Origin of the sequence: Curtobacterium sp. MCPF17_051, from assembly GCF_003234595.1 — a bacterium.
GTDB lineage: Bacteria > Actinomycetota > Actinomycetes > Actinomycetales > Microbacteriaceae > Curtobacterium > Curtobacterium flaccumfaciens.
Genome location: NZ_QKSE01000005.1, coordinates 183,812 through 199,409, shown reverse-complemented (window position 1 = coordinate 199,409; position 15,598 = coordinate 183,812). Strand labels below are relative to the sequence as shown.

17 protein-coding genes and 1 rRNA gene are annotated in these 15,598 nt (G+C 71.5%); 15 read left to right on the top strand and 3 right to left on the bottom strand.

The genetic code is table 11. From position 1 onward, the window contains the following. The 12 genes from rrf to DEJ35_RS05695 all read left to right on the top strand — a co-directional run. Positions 1-103: ribosomal RNA gene (gene rrf / locus DEJ35_RS05745) — 5S ribosomal RNA — on the top strand; the annotation flags it as partial. A gap of 16 nt (positions 104-119) precedes the next feature. Beyond that, entirely contained in the window at positions 120-1,565 is a 1,446-nt protein-coding gene (locus DEJ35_RS17245) for a hypothetical protein (protein WP_181435524.1), read from the top strand. Then, the gene (locus tag DEJ35_RS17240; protein ID WP_111091014.1) at positions 1,556-2,395 is read left to right on the top strand and encodes a hypothetical protein; all 840 of its coding nucleotides are present in this window, start codon (positions 1,556-1,558) and stop codon (positions 2,393-2,395) included. The genes DEJ35_RS17245 and DEJ35_RS17240 overlap by 10 nt, the downstream gene beginning before the upstream one ends. 13 nt (positions 2,396-2,408) lie before the next feature. After that, entirely contained in the window at positions 2,409-3,398 is a 990-nt protein-coding gene (locus DEJ35_RS05730) for an HAD-IIA family hydrolase (protein WP_111091013.1), read from the top strand. A gap of 10 nt (positions 3,399-3,408) precedes the next feature. Continuing rightward, complete coding sequence (locus DEJ35_RS17235; protein ID WP_181420091.1) at positions 3,409-3,576, top strand: hypothetical protein; 168 nt, start codon at positions 3,409-3,411, stop codon at positions 3,574-3,576. After that, a complete protein-coding gene (locus DEJ35_RS05725) occupies positions 3,569-4,402 on the top strand; it encodes a TlyA family RNA methyltransferase (RefSeq protein WP_111192245.1) in 834 nt (277 codons plus the stop codon). The genes DEJ35_RS17235 and DEJ35_RS05725 overlap by 8 nt, the downstream gene beginning before the upstream one ends. Beyond that, the gene (locus tag DEJ35_RS05720) at positions 4,399-5,322 is read left to right on the top strand and encodes an NAD kinase (protein ID WP_071245131.1); all 924 of its coding nucleotides are present in this window, start codon (positions 4,399-4,401) and stop codon (positions 5,320-5,322) included. Before DEJ35_RS05725 ends, DEJ35_RS05720 begins: the two co-directional genes overlap by 4 nt. Before the next feature lie 36 nt (positions 5,323-5,358). Next, complete coding sequence (recN, locus tag DEJ35_RS05715; protein WP_111122823.1) at positions 5,359-7,053, top strand: DNA repair protein RecN; 1,695 nt, start codon at positions 5,359-5,361, stop codon at positions 7,051-7,053. Between the two features lie 138 nt (positions 7,054-7,191). Beyond that, positions 7,192-8,907: a CTP synthase gene (locus tag DEJ35_RS05710; protein ID WP_258369896.1), complete on the top strand. Its 1,716-nt coding sequence runs from the start codon at positions 7,192-7,194 to the stop codon at positions 8,905-8,907. Positions 8,908-9,085: 178 nt separating this feature from the next. Next, a complete protein-coding gene (locus tag DEJ35_RS05705; protein WP_111091011.1) occupies positions 9,086-9,661 on the top strand; it encodes an NUDIX hydrolase in 576 nt (191 codons plus the stop codon). Beyond that, positions 9,658-10,257: a DUF1349 domain-containing protein gene (locus DEJ35_RS05700; RefSeq protein ID WP_111192244.1), complete on the top strand. Its 600-nt coding sequence runs from the start codon at positions 9,658-9,660 to the stop codon at positions 10,255-10,257. The genes DEJ35_RS05705 and DEJ35_RS05700 overlap by 4 nt, the downstream gene beginning before the upstream one ends. A gap of 38 nt (positions 10,258-10,295) precedes the next feature. Further along, on the top strand, positions 10,296-11,276 hold the full coding sequence (locus DEJ35_RS05695) for a site-specific tyrosine recombinase XerD (RefSeq protein WP_111091009.1): 981 nt from the start codon (positions 10,296-10,298) through the stop codon (positions 11,274-11,276). Positions 11,277-11,291: 15 nt separating this feature from the next. Here the strand turns inward: DEJ35_RS05695 and DEJ35_RS05690 are convergent, their stop codons facing one another. After that, positions 11,292-11,738: a DUF2510 domain-containing protein gene (locus DEJ35_RS05690; protein ID WP_181435523.1), complete on the bottom strand. Its 447-nt coding sequence runs from the start codon at positions 11,736-11,738 to the stop codon at positions 11,292-11,294. A 124-nt stretch (positions 11,739-11,862) separates the two neighbouring features. Here DEJ35_RS05690 and DEJ35_RS05685 point away from each other — a divergent pair, with 124 nt between their 5' ends. After that, a complete protein-coding gene (locus tag DEJ35_RS05685; RefSeq protein ID WP_220032950.1) occupies positions 11,863-12,321 on the top strand; it encodes an ASCH domain-containing protein in 459 nt (152 codons plus the stop codon). Between the two features lie 37 nt (positions 12,322-12,358). Here the strand turns inward: DEJ35_RS05685 and DEJ35_RS05680 are convergent, their stop codons facing one another. Further along, positions 12,359-13,396 carry an LLM class flavin-dependent oxidoreductase gene (locus DEJ35_RS05680; RefSeq protein WP_111192242.1) on the bottom strand — a complete coding sequence of 346 codons (1,038 nt, stop codon included), beginning with the start codon at positions 13,394-13,396 and terminating at the stop codon, positions 12,359-12,361. 50 nt (positions 13,397-13,446) lie between these two features. Here DEJ35_RS05680 and DEJ35_RS05675 point away from each other — a divergent pair, with 50 nt between their 5' ends. Beyond that, the gene (locus tag DEJ35_RS05675; protein WP_110861078.1) at positions 13,447-13,779 is read left to right on the top strand and encodes a TraR/DksA C4-type zinc finger protein; all 333 of its coding nucleotides are present in this window, start codon (positions 13,447-13,449) and stop codon (positions 13,777-13,779) included. Positions 13,780-13,909: 130 nt separating this feature from the next. Further along, on the top strand, positions 13,910-14,344 hold the full coding sequence (locus tag DEJ35_RS05670) for a TIGR02611 family protein (protein WP_111192241.1): 435 nt from the start codon (positions 13,910-13,912) through the stop codon (positions 14,342-14,344). Here DEJ35_RS05670 and DEJ35_RS05665 read toward each other — a convergent pair. Continuing rightward, a complete protein-coding gene (locus tag DEJ35_RS05665; protein ID WP_111192240.1) occupies positions 14,341-15,597 on the bottom strand; it encodes an MFS transporter in 1,257 nt (418 codons plus the stop codon). The genes DEJ35_RS05670 and DEJ35_RS05665 overlap by 4 nt on opposite strands. Position 15,598: the final 1 nt, after the last annotated feature.

The following is a 15,598-nucleotide window of genomic DNA, read 5'->3' as shown; positions in this document are numbered from 1 at the left end:
CGAGAGGGAAACGCCCGGTCACATTCCGAACCCGGAAGCTAAGCCTCTCAGCGCCGATGGTACTGCAAGGGGGACCTTGTGGGAGAGTAGGACGCCGCCGGACTTAACGTATGAAAGATGTGGCCATCGGCCCTCCATCGAGAATTCGCAGGGGAAGCCCTCGTTCTCGGTCGGGGCCGGTGGCCATTTCTGTTTCTGCCGCCGTTCGCTCGACGCCGGCTCCGGTTCGTGATGGACTGGAAGCCGACGTCGGGCGACCGACGCGGCACCCAACACAACGACACAGCGGACGAACGCCCGAGGCACTGCACCGGGCACGCGATGAGGAGCAACGGTGGCGAACGACGACGATCAGCGGCGGAACGACGGGGACCGCGGAGATCGACCCCGACGGGACGGCGACCGGTTCCCCCGTCGCGACGGCGCTCCGCGGCGGGGCGGCCAGAGCGATGGTCGTTGGTCGTCGGGACCTCGCGAGTTCGAGCGCCGTGAAGGTGACCGTCGTGATCGTCCGCAGGGTGGAGACCGTCCGTTCCGTGACGGCACACCCCGACGGGACAGCGCGCCGCGTCGCGACGGCGATCGTCCGTTCCGATCCGGCGACCGGAACGACCGTCCGTCGTGGCAGGGCGACCGTGGGCACTCCGGTCGGCCGCCGCGCGGCGATGGTCCGCGCGGTGCCGATCGTCCGCGGCGCGATGGCGATCGTCCTCACCGTGGTGGCTCGGACCGCCCGGCTCGTGACGGTGATCGTCCGTTCCGTGGTGGTGGCTCGGACCGGCCGCGCCGTGACGGCGACCGACCGTTCCAGGGCGGATCCGACCGTCCGCGTCGTGATGGGGACCGTCCGTTCCGTGGCGGCTCCTCGGACCGTCCCGCTCGTGATGGCGACCGCCCGTACCGCGGTGGTTCGGACCGTCCCGCTCGTGATGGCGATCGTCCGTACCGTGGTGGATCGTCCGAACGTCCCGCTCGAGACGGTGATCGTCCCTACCGTGGCGGATCCTCTGACCGGCCGCGCCGTGACGGCGACCGACCCTTCCAAGGCGGCTCCGACCGTCCGCGTCGTGATGGGGACCGTCCGTTCCGTGCTGGCTCGGACCGTCCGGCTCGTGATGGCGACCGCCCGTTCCGTGGTGGCTCTGACCGTCCGGCTCGTGACGGCGACCGTCCGTTCCGTGGTGGTTCGGACCGTCCGGCTCGTGACGGCGACCGCCCGTACCGTGGTGGTTCGGACCGTCCGGCTCGTGACGGGGACCGCCCGTACCGTGGTGGTTCGGACCGTCCCGCCCGAGACGGCGACCGCCCGTACCGTGGTGGTTCCTCCGACCGTCCGTTCCGCGGCGGTTCGTCGGACCGCCCGGGTCGCGACGGCGGTGATGAACGTCGTCGTTTCGGGGACGGCAGCCGTCACTCCGGCGCCCGCTTCGGTGAGGCCGCGCGCGACGACTGGGAAGACCGCGACCCGTACGGCACGAAGTCGATCCGTCCGCGCCACGACGACCCGGAGATCCCCGAGGAGATCCAGGCGCGCGACCTCGACCCGGCGGCCCGGATGGAGCTGAAGACCCTCAGCAAGGACAACGCCGACTGGGTTGCGCGTCACCTCGTGGCAGCTGCGCTCTTCGTCGACGACGACCCCGAGACGGCCAACCAGCACGCCCTGAGCGCTGCTCGTCGTGCCGGTCGTGTCGGTGTCGTCCGCGAGACGGCGGCGATCACCGCGTACCGCCTCGGCGACTTCGCCACCGCGCTCCGGGAACTCCGCACCTACCGTCGGATCTCGGGTCGCAACGACCAGCTGCCGATGATGGTGGACTGCGAGCGTGGCCTGGGTCGTCCGGAGCGGGCACTCGAACTCGGTCGCTCGGTCGAGCGCTCGGCCCTCGAGACCCCGGTGCAGGTCGAGCTCGCGATCGCCATGTCCGGCGCTCGTCTCGACCTCGGGAATCCCACAGCGGCCCTCGGTGAGCTGGAGATTCCACAGCTGGACCCGTCCACCGCCTACACGTGGTCCCCTGCGCTCTACAGTGCTTACGCGGCCACGCTCGAGGAGCTCGGTCGACAGGACGAGGCCGACGAGTGGTGGGCCCGTGTGGACCGCGCGGCAGCGGCTCTCGCCGAAATCGCGGACGACAACGCTTGGGAGACAGTTGATGTGGTCGAGGAAACGCTCGAAGTCGAAGAACACGGAGACGCCGGAGACGACGACGCCGATGACCTCGGAGCCGACGACGTCGCGACCGACGAACTCGACGGCGACGACGAATCCGCCGACGACCTCGATGACGAACCCGCCCTCGACGACCTCGACGACGACACCTCCGCAGCCGACGAGCCCGGCGAGATCGACGACGACAACCCCCGCGACGTCGACGGCTCCGCAGCCGACTGAACACTCGGCGGCCTTGACCGACGGCGTCGACGTGGTCCTCACCGACCTCGACGGCGTCGTCTACCGCGGCCGCAACGCCATCCCGCACGCGGTCGAAGCCCTGACCCGGGCATCGCTCACGGCGCGGGTCGGCTACATCACGAACAACGCGTCGCGCCGCCCGATCGACGTCGCCGAGCACCTCGAGCGCTACGGGCTCGAGGTGTCCGAGGGCGACGTCGTCACCTCGTCGCAGGCCGGCGTCCAGCTGCTCGCGACCCTGGTGCCGGCCGGATCGACCGTCCTGGTCACCGGCGGGCTCGGCCTGTCGAGCATCGTCGAGGCAGCCGGGTTCACGGTCACCTCGAGTGCCGAGGACTCCCCGGCCGCGGTCATCCAGGGCTTCTCGCCGGACCTCGGCTGGAAGGAACTGGCCGAGGCCTCGTTCGCCCTGGCCGACCCTGACGTGCCGTGGGTGGCCACGAACATGGACTGGTCGATCCCGGTCGAGCGGGGCATCGCACCCGGCAACGGCACGCTCGTGTCCGCCGTGCACCAGGCAGTCGGCAGGATGCCCGTCGTCGCCGGCAAGCCCGAGCGGCCGATCTTCGACACGGCGGTCGAGCGCTTCGGCGGCGGTCGGACCCTGTTCATCGGGGACCGGCTGGACACCGACATCAAGGGCGCGAACGACGCCGGGATCCCGAGCGTGCTCGTGCTCACCGGCATCGACAAGGCGAAGCAGGTGCTCGCGGCCGACCAGCGCTCGCGTCCCACGTACGTGCTCGAAGACCTCCGGGGGCTGTCCCAGCCCTACCCGGAGACGGCGCGGCGCGAGGACGAGGACGGCACCCGGTACGTGACCGTCGGGACCTCGACGGTGGCGATGCGCGGGCACGTCGTCCGGGTGCTCGACGCCGGGACGGACATCGATCGGCTCCGTGCCGGCTCGACGCTCATCTGGGAGTCCGGGTTGGCCATCTACGGCCTCGACGTGGACCCGCAGCTGTACGGCGGCGAGTAGCGTGTCGGACGTGCCGAACCCCGAGCAGCCGTCCGCCGAACCCGAGCAGCAGGACGCCTTCGCCGCGCGCACAGCCGAGGCCGAGGCCCTGCCGCTCGCCGACCGTGCCGAAGCCTTCTCCGCCCTGCACGACGAGCTGCGGACGCGGCTCGAGAGCGGCGGCTCCGCGAGTGCCTGAGCCGGACGGAGCCGTGCACGACGCGTCGCCGGTCCGCCTCGACGCCCTGCTGGCCGCACGCGGGCTCGCACGGTCACGGACCGTCGCCAGCAAGCTGATCCAGGACGGCCGGGTGCTCGTGGGCGGCCGTGCCGTCCTGAAGCCGTCGACGCCGATCGCATCCGACGCGAACATCGAGGTCGACGCCGCGGACGAATGGGTCTCGCGCGCCGCCCGGAAGCTCGTCGGCGCACTCGACGCGTTCGACGTCGACCCCGCCGACCGGGTCGTGCTCGACGTGGGCGCGAGCACCGGCGGGTTCACCCAGGTGCTGCTCGCACGCGGCGCGCGCCGTGTCATCGCGCTCGACGTGGGCCACGGACAGCTGCACCCCACCATCGCGCTCGACGAACGCGTCGCCGTGGTCGAGGGGACGAACGCGCGGAACCTCACGCGCGCCGACTACCTGGCGCTCGACGGCGCCGCCGCCGAGACGAGCCTGGTGGTGGGGGACCTGTCCTTCATCTCGCTCCGACTCGTGCTGCCGGCGCTGGCCGAAGCCGTCCCCGCGGACGAGTTCGTGCTCCTGGTGAAGCCCCAGTTCGAAGTGGGCCGTGGCGGTGTGCGCGAGGGCATCGTGCACGACGCCGGGCTGCGGAACGACGCGCTCATGAACGTGCTGTGGGCGGCGTGGGACCTGGGCCTCGGCACCAGTGGGCTCGCCGCGTCCCCGATCGTCGGGACACACGGCAACCACGAGTACCTGGCCCGCTTCCAGCGCGGTGTCGGGGGCAATCCGACAGAATGGAGAGTCCGGGCGACCGAACTCACGGAAGGGTCTTCATGAGTGACGAACGGCACATCCTGCTCGTGTCCCACACGGGTCGCCGTGACTCGATCGACGCTGCGGTCGAGGTCTGTGACCTCCTGCACGCAGCCGGTCTCACGCCCGTCATGCCCTTCGACGAGTACGCCGACATCCGTCGTGCCGAAGCGTCGGTCGGCAAGGTCGACATCCTCGGCGTCGACGTCCAGCCGAACCAGCTCGAGATCGTCATCGTGCTCGGTGGTGACGGCACGATCCTCCGCGCGGCGGAACTCGTGCGGAACACCGGCGCTCCGCTGATCGGGGTGAACCTCGGGCACGTCGGGTTCCTGGCCGAGAGCGAGCGTGACGGTCTGTCCGAGACGGTCGAGCGCGCGCTGTCCGGCGAGTACAACGTCGAGGAACGCGTCACCCTGCAGGTCGACGTGGTCGTGGGCAACCAGATCGTCTACTCGAGCTGGGCGCTGAACGAAGCCACGATCGAGAAGGCCTCGCGGGAGCGGATGCTCGAGGTCGTGACCGAGGTCGACGGCCGCCCGCTGTCGTCCTTCGGCTGCGACGGCGTCGTCGTGTCGACCCCGACCGGCTCCACGGCGTACTCGTTCTCCGGCGGTGGCCCCATCGTGTGGCCGGACGTCGACGCGCTGCTCATGGTGCCGCTGAGCGCCCACGCCCTGTTCGCCCGGCCGATCGTCGTCGGGCCGGACTGCACGCTCGCGATCGAGGTCCTGCGGCGCACGAGCGGCGTCGGTGTCCTCTGGTGCGACGGCCGACGGACCCACGACCTGCCTCCGGGCGCCCGTGTCGAGGTCCGGCGTTCGCCCGATCCGGTGCGTGTCGCCCGACTCAAGGACGCTCCGTTCACCGACCGCCTGGTCGCGAAGTTCCAGCTGCCCGTCGCCGGGTGGCGCGGCCCCCAGAGCGACGAGGACGACCGTTGAGCCCGGAGGACGATCGATGAGCACGGAGGACGACCGATGATCGAGGAGATCGCGATCCGCGACCTCGGTGTCATCGGTGAGACCACGCTCGAACTCGGGCCGGGCTTCACCGTCGTCACCGGGGAGACCGGTGCGGGCAAGACCATGATCGTCACGGCGCTCGGGCTGCTGCTCGGTGCGCGGGCCGATGCCGGTTCGGTGCGCCGCGGTGCGTCGAGCGCCGTCGTCGAAGGCCGCTGGCACGTCCCGGAGCAGGACGCGGTCGCCGAACGCGTCGAGGACGCCGGCGGCACCGTGGAGGACGGCGAACTCATCCTCACCCGCACGGTCTCCGCCGAGGGGCGCAGCCGTGCCACGGTGGGCGGTCGCAGTGCGCCCGTGGCGGTGCTCGGCGAGCTCGCCGACCAGCTCGTCACCGTGCACGGGCAGTCGGACCAGATCCGCCTGACCTCGGCCACGGCACAGCGGGCCGCCCTCGACGGGTTCGGGGGAGCCTCGCTCGAGAAGGCCCTCGCCCGGTACGTCGCCGCGTACGACGCCTGGCAGCAGCACGCCGGTGAACTCGAGGTCCTGGTCCGCGACCGGGACGACCGGGTGGCCGAGGCCGAGCGGATCCGCGCGGCCTCCGACGAGATCGAGGCCGCCGACCCGCAGCCCGGCGAGGACGTCGAGCTGGCCGAGCGCGCCGAACGGCTGGGGAACCTCGAGGAACTCCGGTTGTCCGCGGCCCTGGCGCACGAGGCGTTGTCCAGCGAGTCCCTCGACGGAGTCTCCGACGTGGTCGGCCTGGTCGAGTCCGCACGCCGTGCCGTGGAGCGCGTCGTGTCGTCGGACAGTGCTCTGCAGCCGGTGCTCGAGCAGCTCACGGAGCTCGGGATCCAGGCGGCCGAGGCCTCGGCGAGCATCTCGAGCTACCTCGGTTCCCTGGAACCCGAGGCCGGGCACGACCTCGAGCTCATCAACGAACGCCGTGCCCTGCTGGCCGGCCTCACCCGCAAGTACGGCGAGACGGTGGACGACGTCATCGCCTACGGACAGCGCGCGAGCGACCGGCTGCTCGAGCTCGACGGCGACGACGACCGGATCGCGGCGTTGCAGCAGTCGGTCGAGCAGGACGAGCAGGCGCTCGAGACCGCCGCCGCCGCGCTCACCACGGCGCGCACCAAGGCCGCGGCCGACCTGGCGAAGCGCGTGACCGCTGAGCTGAAGACCCTCGCGATGGGTGGTGCGACCCTGGTGGTCGAGGTCACCGACGCCGGCGAGTACCGCCGCCACGGCCGTGACCAGGTCACGATCCTGCTCCAGCCGCACTCCGGCACCGACCCCCGGCCGATCGGCAAGGGTGCGTCCGGCGGTGAGCTGTCCCGCGTGATGCTCGCGATCGAGGTCGTCATGGCCGGCAGCACCACGGTGCCGACGTTCGTCTTCGACGAGGTCGACGCCGGTGTCGGTGGGGCGGCGGCGATCGAGATCGGCCGACGGCTGGCGAAGCTCGCCGAGCGCACGCAGGTCATCGTCGTCACGCACCTGGCCCAGGTCGCGGCCTTCGCGAACAACCACCTCAACGTCGTGAAGGACGCCAGCGGGGCCGTCACGTCGTCGAGCGTGCGCCGGCTCGAGGGCGAGGACCGGTTGCAGGAGATGGCACGGCTGCTCTCCGGACTCGGCGACAGCGCCAGTGGCATCGAGCACGCACGCGAGCTGCTCGACGTGGCCGGCCAGCGGGCCTGACGACCAGGCACGCGGGTACTGTCCCCGGGACCGGACCCGGACCCGGCCACGGCCCGAGGACCCGGCCGCCCACCCGCGCAACGCCCACGGCGAACCGAGGTCGCGCCTCCCGGCAGTTCTGACGTACGATGGAATCCCGTGGCGGACACTCTCAGCGGCGGTACCAATTCTTCGATCTCGACCCCGAAGGTGACGAAGCAGATCTTCGTGACCGGCGGGGTCGTCTCGTCTCTCGGCAAGGGCCTGACGGCGGCCAGCCTCGGCAACCTGCTCACGGCTCGCGGCCTCAAGGTCGTCATGCAGAAGCTCGACCCGTACCTCAACGTGGACCCGGGCACCATGAACCCGTTCCAGCACGGCGAGGTCTTCGTGACCGACGACGGTGCGGAGACGGACCTCGACATCGGGCACTACGAGCGCTTCCTCGACATCAACCTGTCGCAGGCCGCGAACGTCACGACCGGTCAGGTGTACTCGACCGTGATCGCCAAGGAGCGTCGCGGCGAGTACCTCGGCGACACGGTGCAGGTCATCCCGCACATCACCGACGAGATCAAGCGGCGGATGCGCGAGCAGGCGCAGAACGACCCGCAGCCCGACGTCATCATCACCGAGGTCGGTGGCACCGTCGGCGACATCGAGTCGCAGCCGTTCATCGAGTCCGCCCGACAGGTGCGGCACGAGCTCGGCCGCAACAACGTGTTCTTCGTGCACGTCTCGCTGGTGCCGTTCATGAACGCCTCGGGTGAGCAGAAGACCAAGCCGACGCAGCACTCCGTCGCCGCGCTCCGCTCGATCGGCATCCAGCCCGACGCGCTCGTGCTGCGCAGCGACCGTCCGGTGTCGGAGTCGAACAAGCGCAAGATCGCGCTGATGTGCGACGTGGACGAGGACGCCGTGGTGAACGCCGTCGACGTCCCCTCGATCTACGACCTGCCGACGCTGCTGAACAACCAGGGCCTCGACCAGGTCATCGTCGACGCGCTCAAGCTCGATGCCGGTCCAGTCGACTGGACCGCGTGGACCCCGGTGCTGAAGGCCGTGCACGAGCCGAAGAAGGCCGTCACGATCGCCCTGGTCGGCAAGTACATCGACCTGCCGGACGCCTACCTGTCGGTCACCGAGGCGCTCCGTGCGGGCGGCTTCGCGCACGACGCCAAGGTGACGCTGAAGTGGGTCGTGTCCGACGACTGCACCACGCCCGAGGGCGCGGCGAAGCAGCTCGGCGACGTCGACGGCATCTGCATCCCCGGCGGGTTCGGCGTGCGCGGCATCGAGGGCAAGCTCGGCGCGCTGAAGTTCGCGCGTGAGCAGGGCATCCCGACGCTCGGCCTGTGCCTCGGCCTGCAGTGCATGGTCATCGAGTACGCCCGCCACGAGGTCGGTCTGACCGACGCGTCGAGCACCGAGTTCGACCCGGAGACCTCGACCCCGGTCATCGCGACGATGGCGGAGCAGGTGGACATCATCGCCGGTGGCGACCTGGGCGGCACGATGCGCCTGGGCCTGTACCCGGCGTCGTTCACCGAGGGCTCGCTGGCGGCGGAGCTGTACGGTGCGCCGGAGGCCTCCGAGCGGCACCGTCACCGCTACGAGGTGAACAACAAGTACCGCGAGCAGATCGCGGACGCCGGCCTCGTCTTCTCGGGCACGTCGCCCGACGGCACGCTGGTGGAGTACGTCGAGCTCCCTCGCGACGTGCACCCGTTCTACATCGCCACGCAGGCGCACCCGGAGCTCCGCTCGCGTCCGACCGATGCGCACCCGCTGTTCGCGGGGCTCGTCGCGGCTGCGATCGAGCGCCACGAGGCGTCCAGCCTGTTCGACCCGCAGACCGAGGAGCAGGTCGCGTAAGCGCCGGTCTCATGATCGGACGGGAGGCGCGGTGCCAGCTGGCACCGCGCCTCCCGTCCGTCCCTGGGTCGCGGCCACGGAACCTGGTTCCGGACGCGGAACCACGGAACGACGCGGTGCTGTGTCCGGAACCTGGTTCCGATGGGGGCGTCAGGTGCGCGCGTGCTTGGATGGAGACGTGACAGACGCACCGATCGCTGACGAGTCCGCCTCCTTCGAGGTCACCGAATCCACCGTCGTGTACGAGGGAGCCGTCTGGGACGTGCGCCGCGACACCGTCGCCTACAACGGCGGCTCGATGGTCCGCGAGTACATCGACCACACGGGTGCCGTCGCCGTGTACGCCGAGGACGACGAGGGCCGCGTCCTGGTCATCCAGCAGTACCGGCACCCGGTGCGGCTGCGCGACTGGGAGCTGCCCGCGGGTCTGCTCGACATGGAGGGCGAGGACCACCTGACGGCCGCCAAGCGCGAGCTGGGCGAGGAGGCCGACCTCGAGGCCGACACGTGGGAGCCCCTGGTCCGCTACAACACGTCGTCGGGTGGCAGCGACGAGTTCATCCAGATCTACCGGGCGCGCGGTGTCCGGTCGACCGAGTCCGCGTTCGAGCGCGAGGCGGAAGAGGCCGACATCGTGACGCGCTGGGTCCCGCGGGCGGAGCTGCTCGAGGGGATCCTGGGCGGTCGGCTCAACAACTCGGCCCTCGTCGTCGCGACGCTCGCCGTCGAGGCCATCGAACAGCGCGGCAAGTGAGCGGGTCCGCGGCCGACGGTCTGCGCGACCTGGTCGCCACGGGTACGTGGACGCACGAGCCGGAGGCCGCCGAGTTCGACGGCGACGTGTTCCGCGTCACCGCGGTCGAGGGCAGTGACGCCTGGCGGAGCACCTCGTACGGGTTCGTGCACGACTCCGAGCACGCGCTGCTGCAGCCGACGGACGGGCCGTTCTCGGTCGAGGCGTCGTTCGTGCTCGGCTTCACCGAGCAGTTCGACCAGGCCGGGGTGTTCCTGCGCGTCGACGAACAGACCTGGATCAAGGCCGGCGTGGAGTTCTCGGACGGAGCGCCGCAGCTCGGCGCCGTGGTGACGCATGGGTTCTCGGACTGGTCGGTGTCGCCCGTGCCGGAGTGGACGGGCCGGGTGGTGACCGTCCGCGCGAGCCGCGATGGTGACGCCGTGACGATCCGGGCGTGGGCCGAGGGTGACGAGTCCCGCCTCGTCCGGGTCGCGTACCTCGACCCGGACGCCGACGTGTCCGCGGGGCTGCTGTGCGCCGGGCCGACGCGGGCCGGGCTGACCGTGACGTTCACCGGGTTCCGCGTGGGCGCACCGGACGAGGCGTTGCACTGACGGGTGGGTTGCCCCGCGCCGGTTAGCCTGCTGAGGTGATGCCCCTCGACCGTGCCGTGGAGACCTACCTGCGGCACGTCGCGATCGAGCGGGGGCTCTCGCAGCACACGTTGTCCGCGTACCGGCGGGACCTTGCCGTGTTCACCGATTGGCTCGAGTCCGCACCGGTGGTCGAATCGGACGGCGCGGACCGGGCCGGGGGCTCCTCGGTGCTGCAGGACGTCGCTCGCCTGGCACGGGCAGATGTCTCGGGGTTCGTCGAGCACCTGGCGACTCGGCCGTCGGGTCCGCTCGCACCGCGGTCGATCGCGCGGATGCTCAGTTCGGTGCGCTCGTTCACGGCCTTCGCCGCGGGGGAGGGCTGGCTTCCGCTCGACCCCGGCACCGCCGTCCGGCCGCCGAAGGCCCCGATGCGGCTGCCGAAGGCGATCCCCGTCGAGGACATGGAACGGCTGCTCGGGGCAGTGTCCGTCGACGCCGACGACCCCGTCCAGCTGCGGGACAAGGCCCTGCTCGAGCTGCTCTACGCCACCGGCGCGCGGATCTCCGAGGCGGTGGGGCTGTCGGTCGACGACGTGACGACGCTGTCGGACGCTGACGGCGAGCTCTCCGTCGTGAAGGTCACCGGCAAGGGCAACAAGCAGCGGATCGTGCCGCTCGGCAGCTTCGCCCGGGCCGCGATCGACGCCTACCTGGTGCGCGCACGGCCGGTGTTCGCTGCGCGCGGGCCCTCCACACCGGCGCTGTTCCTCGGTGCCCGTGGAGCGCGGTTGTCACGGCAGAGCGCCTGGCTCGTGATCCAGGCCGCCGCTGCTGCCGCCGACCTGGAGGCGCACGTGTCACCGCACACGTTCCGGCACTCGTTCGCGACGCACCTGCTCGAGGGTGGTGCTGATGTGCGCGTGGTGCAGGAGTTGCTCGGGCACGCGAGTGTCGCGACGACGCAGATCTACACGATGGTCACGGCGGACATGCTGCGGGACGTGTACCAGACGGCGCACCCTCGGGCGCGGCGGTAGGCGCGCTCTGCGCGCTCAGAACAGCTGGAACTGGGCCGACGCGGCGATGACCGTCGTCGTCACCGCGACGACGAGCGCGCTCGCCGAAGCGCTCCGCGCCAGGACCGCCCAGGCGCCGACGGCCCCGGGACGGACGATGCCGATGACGCCGCAGGCCACCGCGAGCAGTCCCGCCAGGCCCCAGGGGTTCGCGACGACCGAGACCACGGCGAGCAGCACCGCGAGCACCGTGAACACACCGAGCCGACGGTCGCCGGTGGTGCCCGATGCCCACGCGTCCGTCCGGATCGCCGCGGTCTGCACCGAGAACGACGGCCCCACCGGAGCGACGACGATCGGCGTGACCGGTTCCGTGGCGGCCGCAGGGACTCGCGTGGCTGCGCCCCAGGTGCGACCGTCCCACCAGCGCAGACGACGGGCGTCCTGCGGGTCCGGGAACCAGCCTGCGGCCGGCAGCGTCACGGTTGCTCCTCGAGGTGCGGGGTGGATCGACGCTCCCGAGCCTAGGAGCGCGGTCGGCCTCGCCCCAGTCCCCAGCCGGGTGTCAGCACAAGGGGGGACCGGGCCGGTGCACTACGGTCGGGGCGTGCCCTCGACGCTCGACGACTTCTGGACCGCGCGACGCCGTGAGCGTCCGAGTCTCCCGACGGCCGTGCCGGAGGCGTGGTCCTTCGGCGCGACCCCGGAGCAGGCGGACGCGCTCCTGCAGCTCGTGGTCGACGGGGTCAAGGTCGGCACGGCGTCGTCGCTCTGGGACTACGAGGCGACCGGTGACCCGCTGCCGGCAGCCGACGAGTTGGGCATCGTGACCGACGGCTCCGGTGCGCCCCGTGCCGTCATCGAGACGACGGTGGTCCGGGTGGTGCCGTTCGACCAGGTCGGCGCGGACCACGCCTGGGCCGAGGGGGAAGGGGACCGGACGCTCGAGCACTGGCGGACCGTGCACGAGGCGTTCTGGCGCGCACACTCGGAGAACCCGCGCGGGTTCGCGCCGGACATGCCGGTCGTGTGCGAGCGGTTCCGGCTGCTCTGGCCGAACGGCTGAGCCCGAGCCCGATCCCGAGCCCGATCCCGATCCGGGGTCAGGCGGGGACTGGCTCCGCGTCGACCTCGGTGAACACGTCCTGCACGGCGGCGAGCAGCCGGGCGTTGAAGTCCACGCCGAGCTGGTTCGGCACGGTGACGAGCACGGTGTCGGCAGCCCGGACGGCCTGGTCGGCCGCGAGTTCCGCGACGAGATGCTCGGGCTCACCGATGTAGGACCGGCCGAACCGGGCCAGCCCGCCGTCGAGGTGCCCGACCTGGTCCTGCCCCTCGACCTGCGCGCGCACGCCGAAGTAGTGGCGCGACTCGTCGTCGATGATCGGGATGATGCTGCGCGAGACCGAGACGCGCGGTTCGCGGTCCCAGCCCGACTCGGACCACACCCGGCGGAAGCGCTCGATCTGCTCGGCCTGCAGCTGGTCGAACGGCACACCGGTGTCCTCGGTCAGCAGGGTCGAGGACATCAGGTTCATGCCGTGCTCGGCGGTCCACTCCGCGGTGGCGCGGGTGCCGGCGCCCCACCAGATGCGGTCGCCGAGCGAGTCGGACAGCGGGGAGATCGGCAGGGACCCGACCGAGCCGGTCATCTGCGGATTGGCATGGGCCATCGGCTCGCCGGCGATCGCGCGGCGGAACACGTCGGTGTGCGCACGGGCCATGTCACCGCCGTTCTCGTCAGCGGCGTCGGGCACGTAGCCGAACTGCTGGTAGCCGGCGAGGGCGGTCTCGGGTGATCCCCGCGAGACACCGAGCTGCAGTCGCCCTCCCGAGATGAGGTCGGTGGCCGCGGCTTCTTCCGCCATGTAGAGCGGGTTCTCGTAGCGCATGTCGATGACGCCGGTGCCGATCTCGATCCGGCTGGTCTTCGCGGCGATGGCGGAGAGCAGCGGGAACGGTGCGGCCTGCTGCGGTGCGAAGTGGTGGACGCGGAAGTAGGCGCCGTCGACGCCGGCTTCCTCGGCTGCGACGGCGAGGTCGATCGCCTGTACCAGGGCCTCCCGCCCGCTGCGTACCTTCGACCCCGGCACGTCACGCCAGTGTCCGAACGACAGGAACCCGATCTTCGTCATGTCCATGCGAACGCATCCGGAGGCAGGGCCATTCCGCCGCGACTACCGTGGCCGGCATGGAGGACCCCCGCCCCGCGCTCGAGGCCGAACGCGTCCGCAACGCACGGCTGCTCGCTGCGGTCGAGCGGAGCATGCGCGACGTCAGCGACGCCCGGCAGGACGCGAACTCCGACGACGAGCACGACCCGGAGGGCGCGACCCTGGCCTGGGAACGCGGCTCGCTCGGTGCGGTCCGCGACGGCGCCCGGCTGCGGATCCGCCAGGTGGACGCAGCGCTCGCACGACTCGACGACGGCACCTACGGCCGCTGCGCGGTCGGCGGTGAGTCGATCCCGGAGGCCCGGCTTGCCGCCGTCCCGTGGGCGGCGACGTGCGTCGCGCACGCGTGAGGGGTACGCGATCGGTGCCGCCTGACGGCCGGGAGGCGCGGCCTGCCCCGGCCCCGTGCCTCCCGGCATGCGCACCCCGCGTCCACCGCCTGCGCCGCTGATTCCCAGCCGCGCGCCCTACGTTTTCGGCATGGACGGCGACCCGAACGACCGACCCGGCGACGCCCGGGCCGACGGCGCGCCGCGCCAGCGCTTTCAGTGGTTCCACCGCCTGCGCACGTGGATCCACGCGCGGCCGCACGTGCACCTGCTCTACAAGGTGCTGGTCGGCATCGTCGGCGGGATCGTCGTCATCGTCGGGTTGATCCTGGTGCCGCTGCCGGGCCCGGGGTGGCTCGTCGTGTTCATCGGTCTCACCGTGCTGGCGAGCGAGTTCCACTTCTTCCACAGGATCATCACGTGGCTCCGGGCGCAGCTGCACCGCTTCTGGGACTGGGCCAAGCGGCACGGGCCGAAGCGCCTGCGCGAGGCCGCGGACCGAGGCAAGGCCGACGTCGATGCTGCGCACACCGGTGCGGCGCGGACGGTCGGGGTGCGTGCGCGCACCAGGCGGACAGCCCGCTAGTCGGCGGATGCCACCCGGACCGAGCCCGTCGCGGTGCACTCGATGACCTCGGCGGCGTGCTCCTCGACCTCGGCGGCGTCCGTCGACGACAGCTGCAGCACGAGGGCGACGACCGCGGCGAGCACGATGAAGCCGCCGTACCCGGCGATCACCGGGACCAGACCGACCGAGGGCTCGAGCAGCCCGCCGATGACCGAGGGCACCCCGAACGCCAGGTAGCTGACGACGTAGATCGTGGAGAGCAGTCCGGCGCGGTGGGTCGGGGCGGCGGTGGCGAGCAGCATCCGCAGCGGCGCCTGGAACCCGGCGCCGAAGCCGACACCGGCGATCGCGCTGCCGACGACCATGCCCGGCAGGGAGTGTGCGAACACGAACGACACGGTGACGATCGGGCCGAGGACGAGCGCGACGAGCCCGAGCAGGACCGCGCGACGGGTGTCCATCCGCTGGATCGCCAGGCCGGTCAGGGCGCCGACGCCGGTGACCACGGCGATGAGCGCACCGGCGGCGAAGTGGTTCGTGATGCCGAACACCGTGCCGAGCGCCGAGGGGACGAGCGACAGGAACATGCCGCCGAGGGCCCAGCTGGCGACGAGCGAGCCGGCGACGCCGCGGAACAGCCGGCGTGAGGACCGCGGCACGCTGATCGTCGGGCGCAGGGACCGGAGTGCACCGGGGCGGCGCTGCACCTGCTCGGGGACGACGAACAGCGCGAGCACCAGCAGCACGAGGAGCGCGCCGAACAGCAGGTAGACGAGCTGCTCGGGCGCCGGACCCCACTGCACCAGTGCGCCGCTCGACATCGCGCCGGTGGCCAGGGCGATCGGCGGGATGACGCCGTTCAGCACGCCGGCCATGGTGGGGTGGCGTTCGAGGGAGTTGTCGATGAGGGCCGCGCCGAGAGCCCCGATGAGCAGCCCGACCGAGACGCCCTGCACGATCCGGTCGACGATGAGTGCGACGACCCCGTCCGCCATCGCGAACAGGCCGAGCGACAGCGCCACGCCCAGGCCACCGACGACCAGCACGGGCTTGCGGCCGACGTGGTCGGACAGGCGACCCGCGACGAGCAGACTCGCCAGCAGGCCGGCGACGTAGATGGCGAAGACCCCGGTGAGCATGAGCGGGGTGAGGTGCCATTCGGCTGCGTAGACCGGGTAGATGGGCGACGGAACGGCCGACGACGCGACCGAGACCAGGAGCATCGCCGCCAGGATCCAGAACCCGGCGACCGAACGAGCTGACTGGTGCATG

Excerpts from the sequence above, each read along its gene's own strand:
- recN (WP_111122823.1), top strand. The coding sequence starts at position 5,359 with ATGATCGAGGAGATCGCGATCCGCGACCTCGGTGTCATCGGTGAGACC.
- DEJ35_RS05665 (WP_111192240.1), bottom strand. The coding sequence starts at position 15,597 with ATGCACCAGTCAGCTCGTTCGGTCGCCGGGTTCTGGATCCTGGCGGCG.
- DEJ35_RS05675 (WP_110861078.1), top strand. The coding sequence starts at position 13,447 with ATGGAGGACCCCCGCCCCGCGCTCGAGGCCGAACGCGTCCGCAACGCA.
- DEJ35_RS05720 (WP_071245131.1), top strand. The coding sequence starts at position 4,399 with ATGAGTGACGAACGGCACATCCTGCTCGTGTCCCACACGGGTCGCCGT.
- DEJ35_RS05680 (WP_111192242.1), bottom strand. The coding sequence starts at position 13,396 with ATGGACATGACGAAGATCGGGTTCCTGTCGTTCGGACACTGGCGTGAC.
- DEJ35_RS05695 (WP_111091009.1), top strand. The coding sequence starts at position 10,296 with ATGCCCCTCGACCGTGCCGTGGAGACCTACCTGCGGCACGTCGCGATC.
- DEJ35_RS17240 (WP_111091014.1), top strand. The coding sequence starts at position 1,556 with ATGGAGCTGAAGACCCTCAGCAAGGACAACGCCGACTGGGTTGCGCGT.
- DEJ35_RS05670 (WP_111192241.1), top strand. The coding sequence starts at position 13,910 with ATGGACGGCGACCCGAACGACCGACCCGGCGACGCCCGGGCCGACGGC.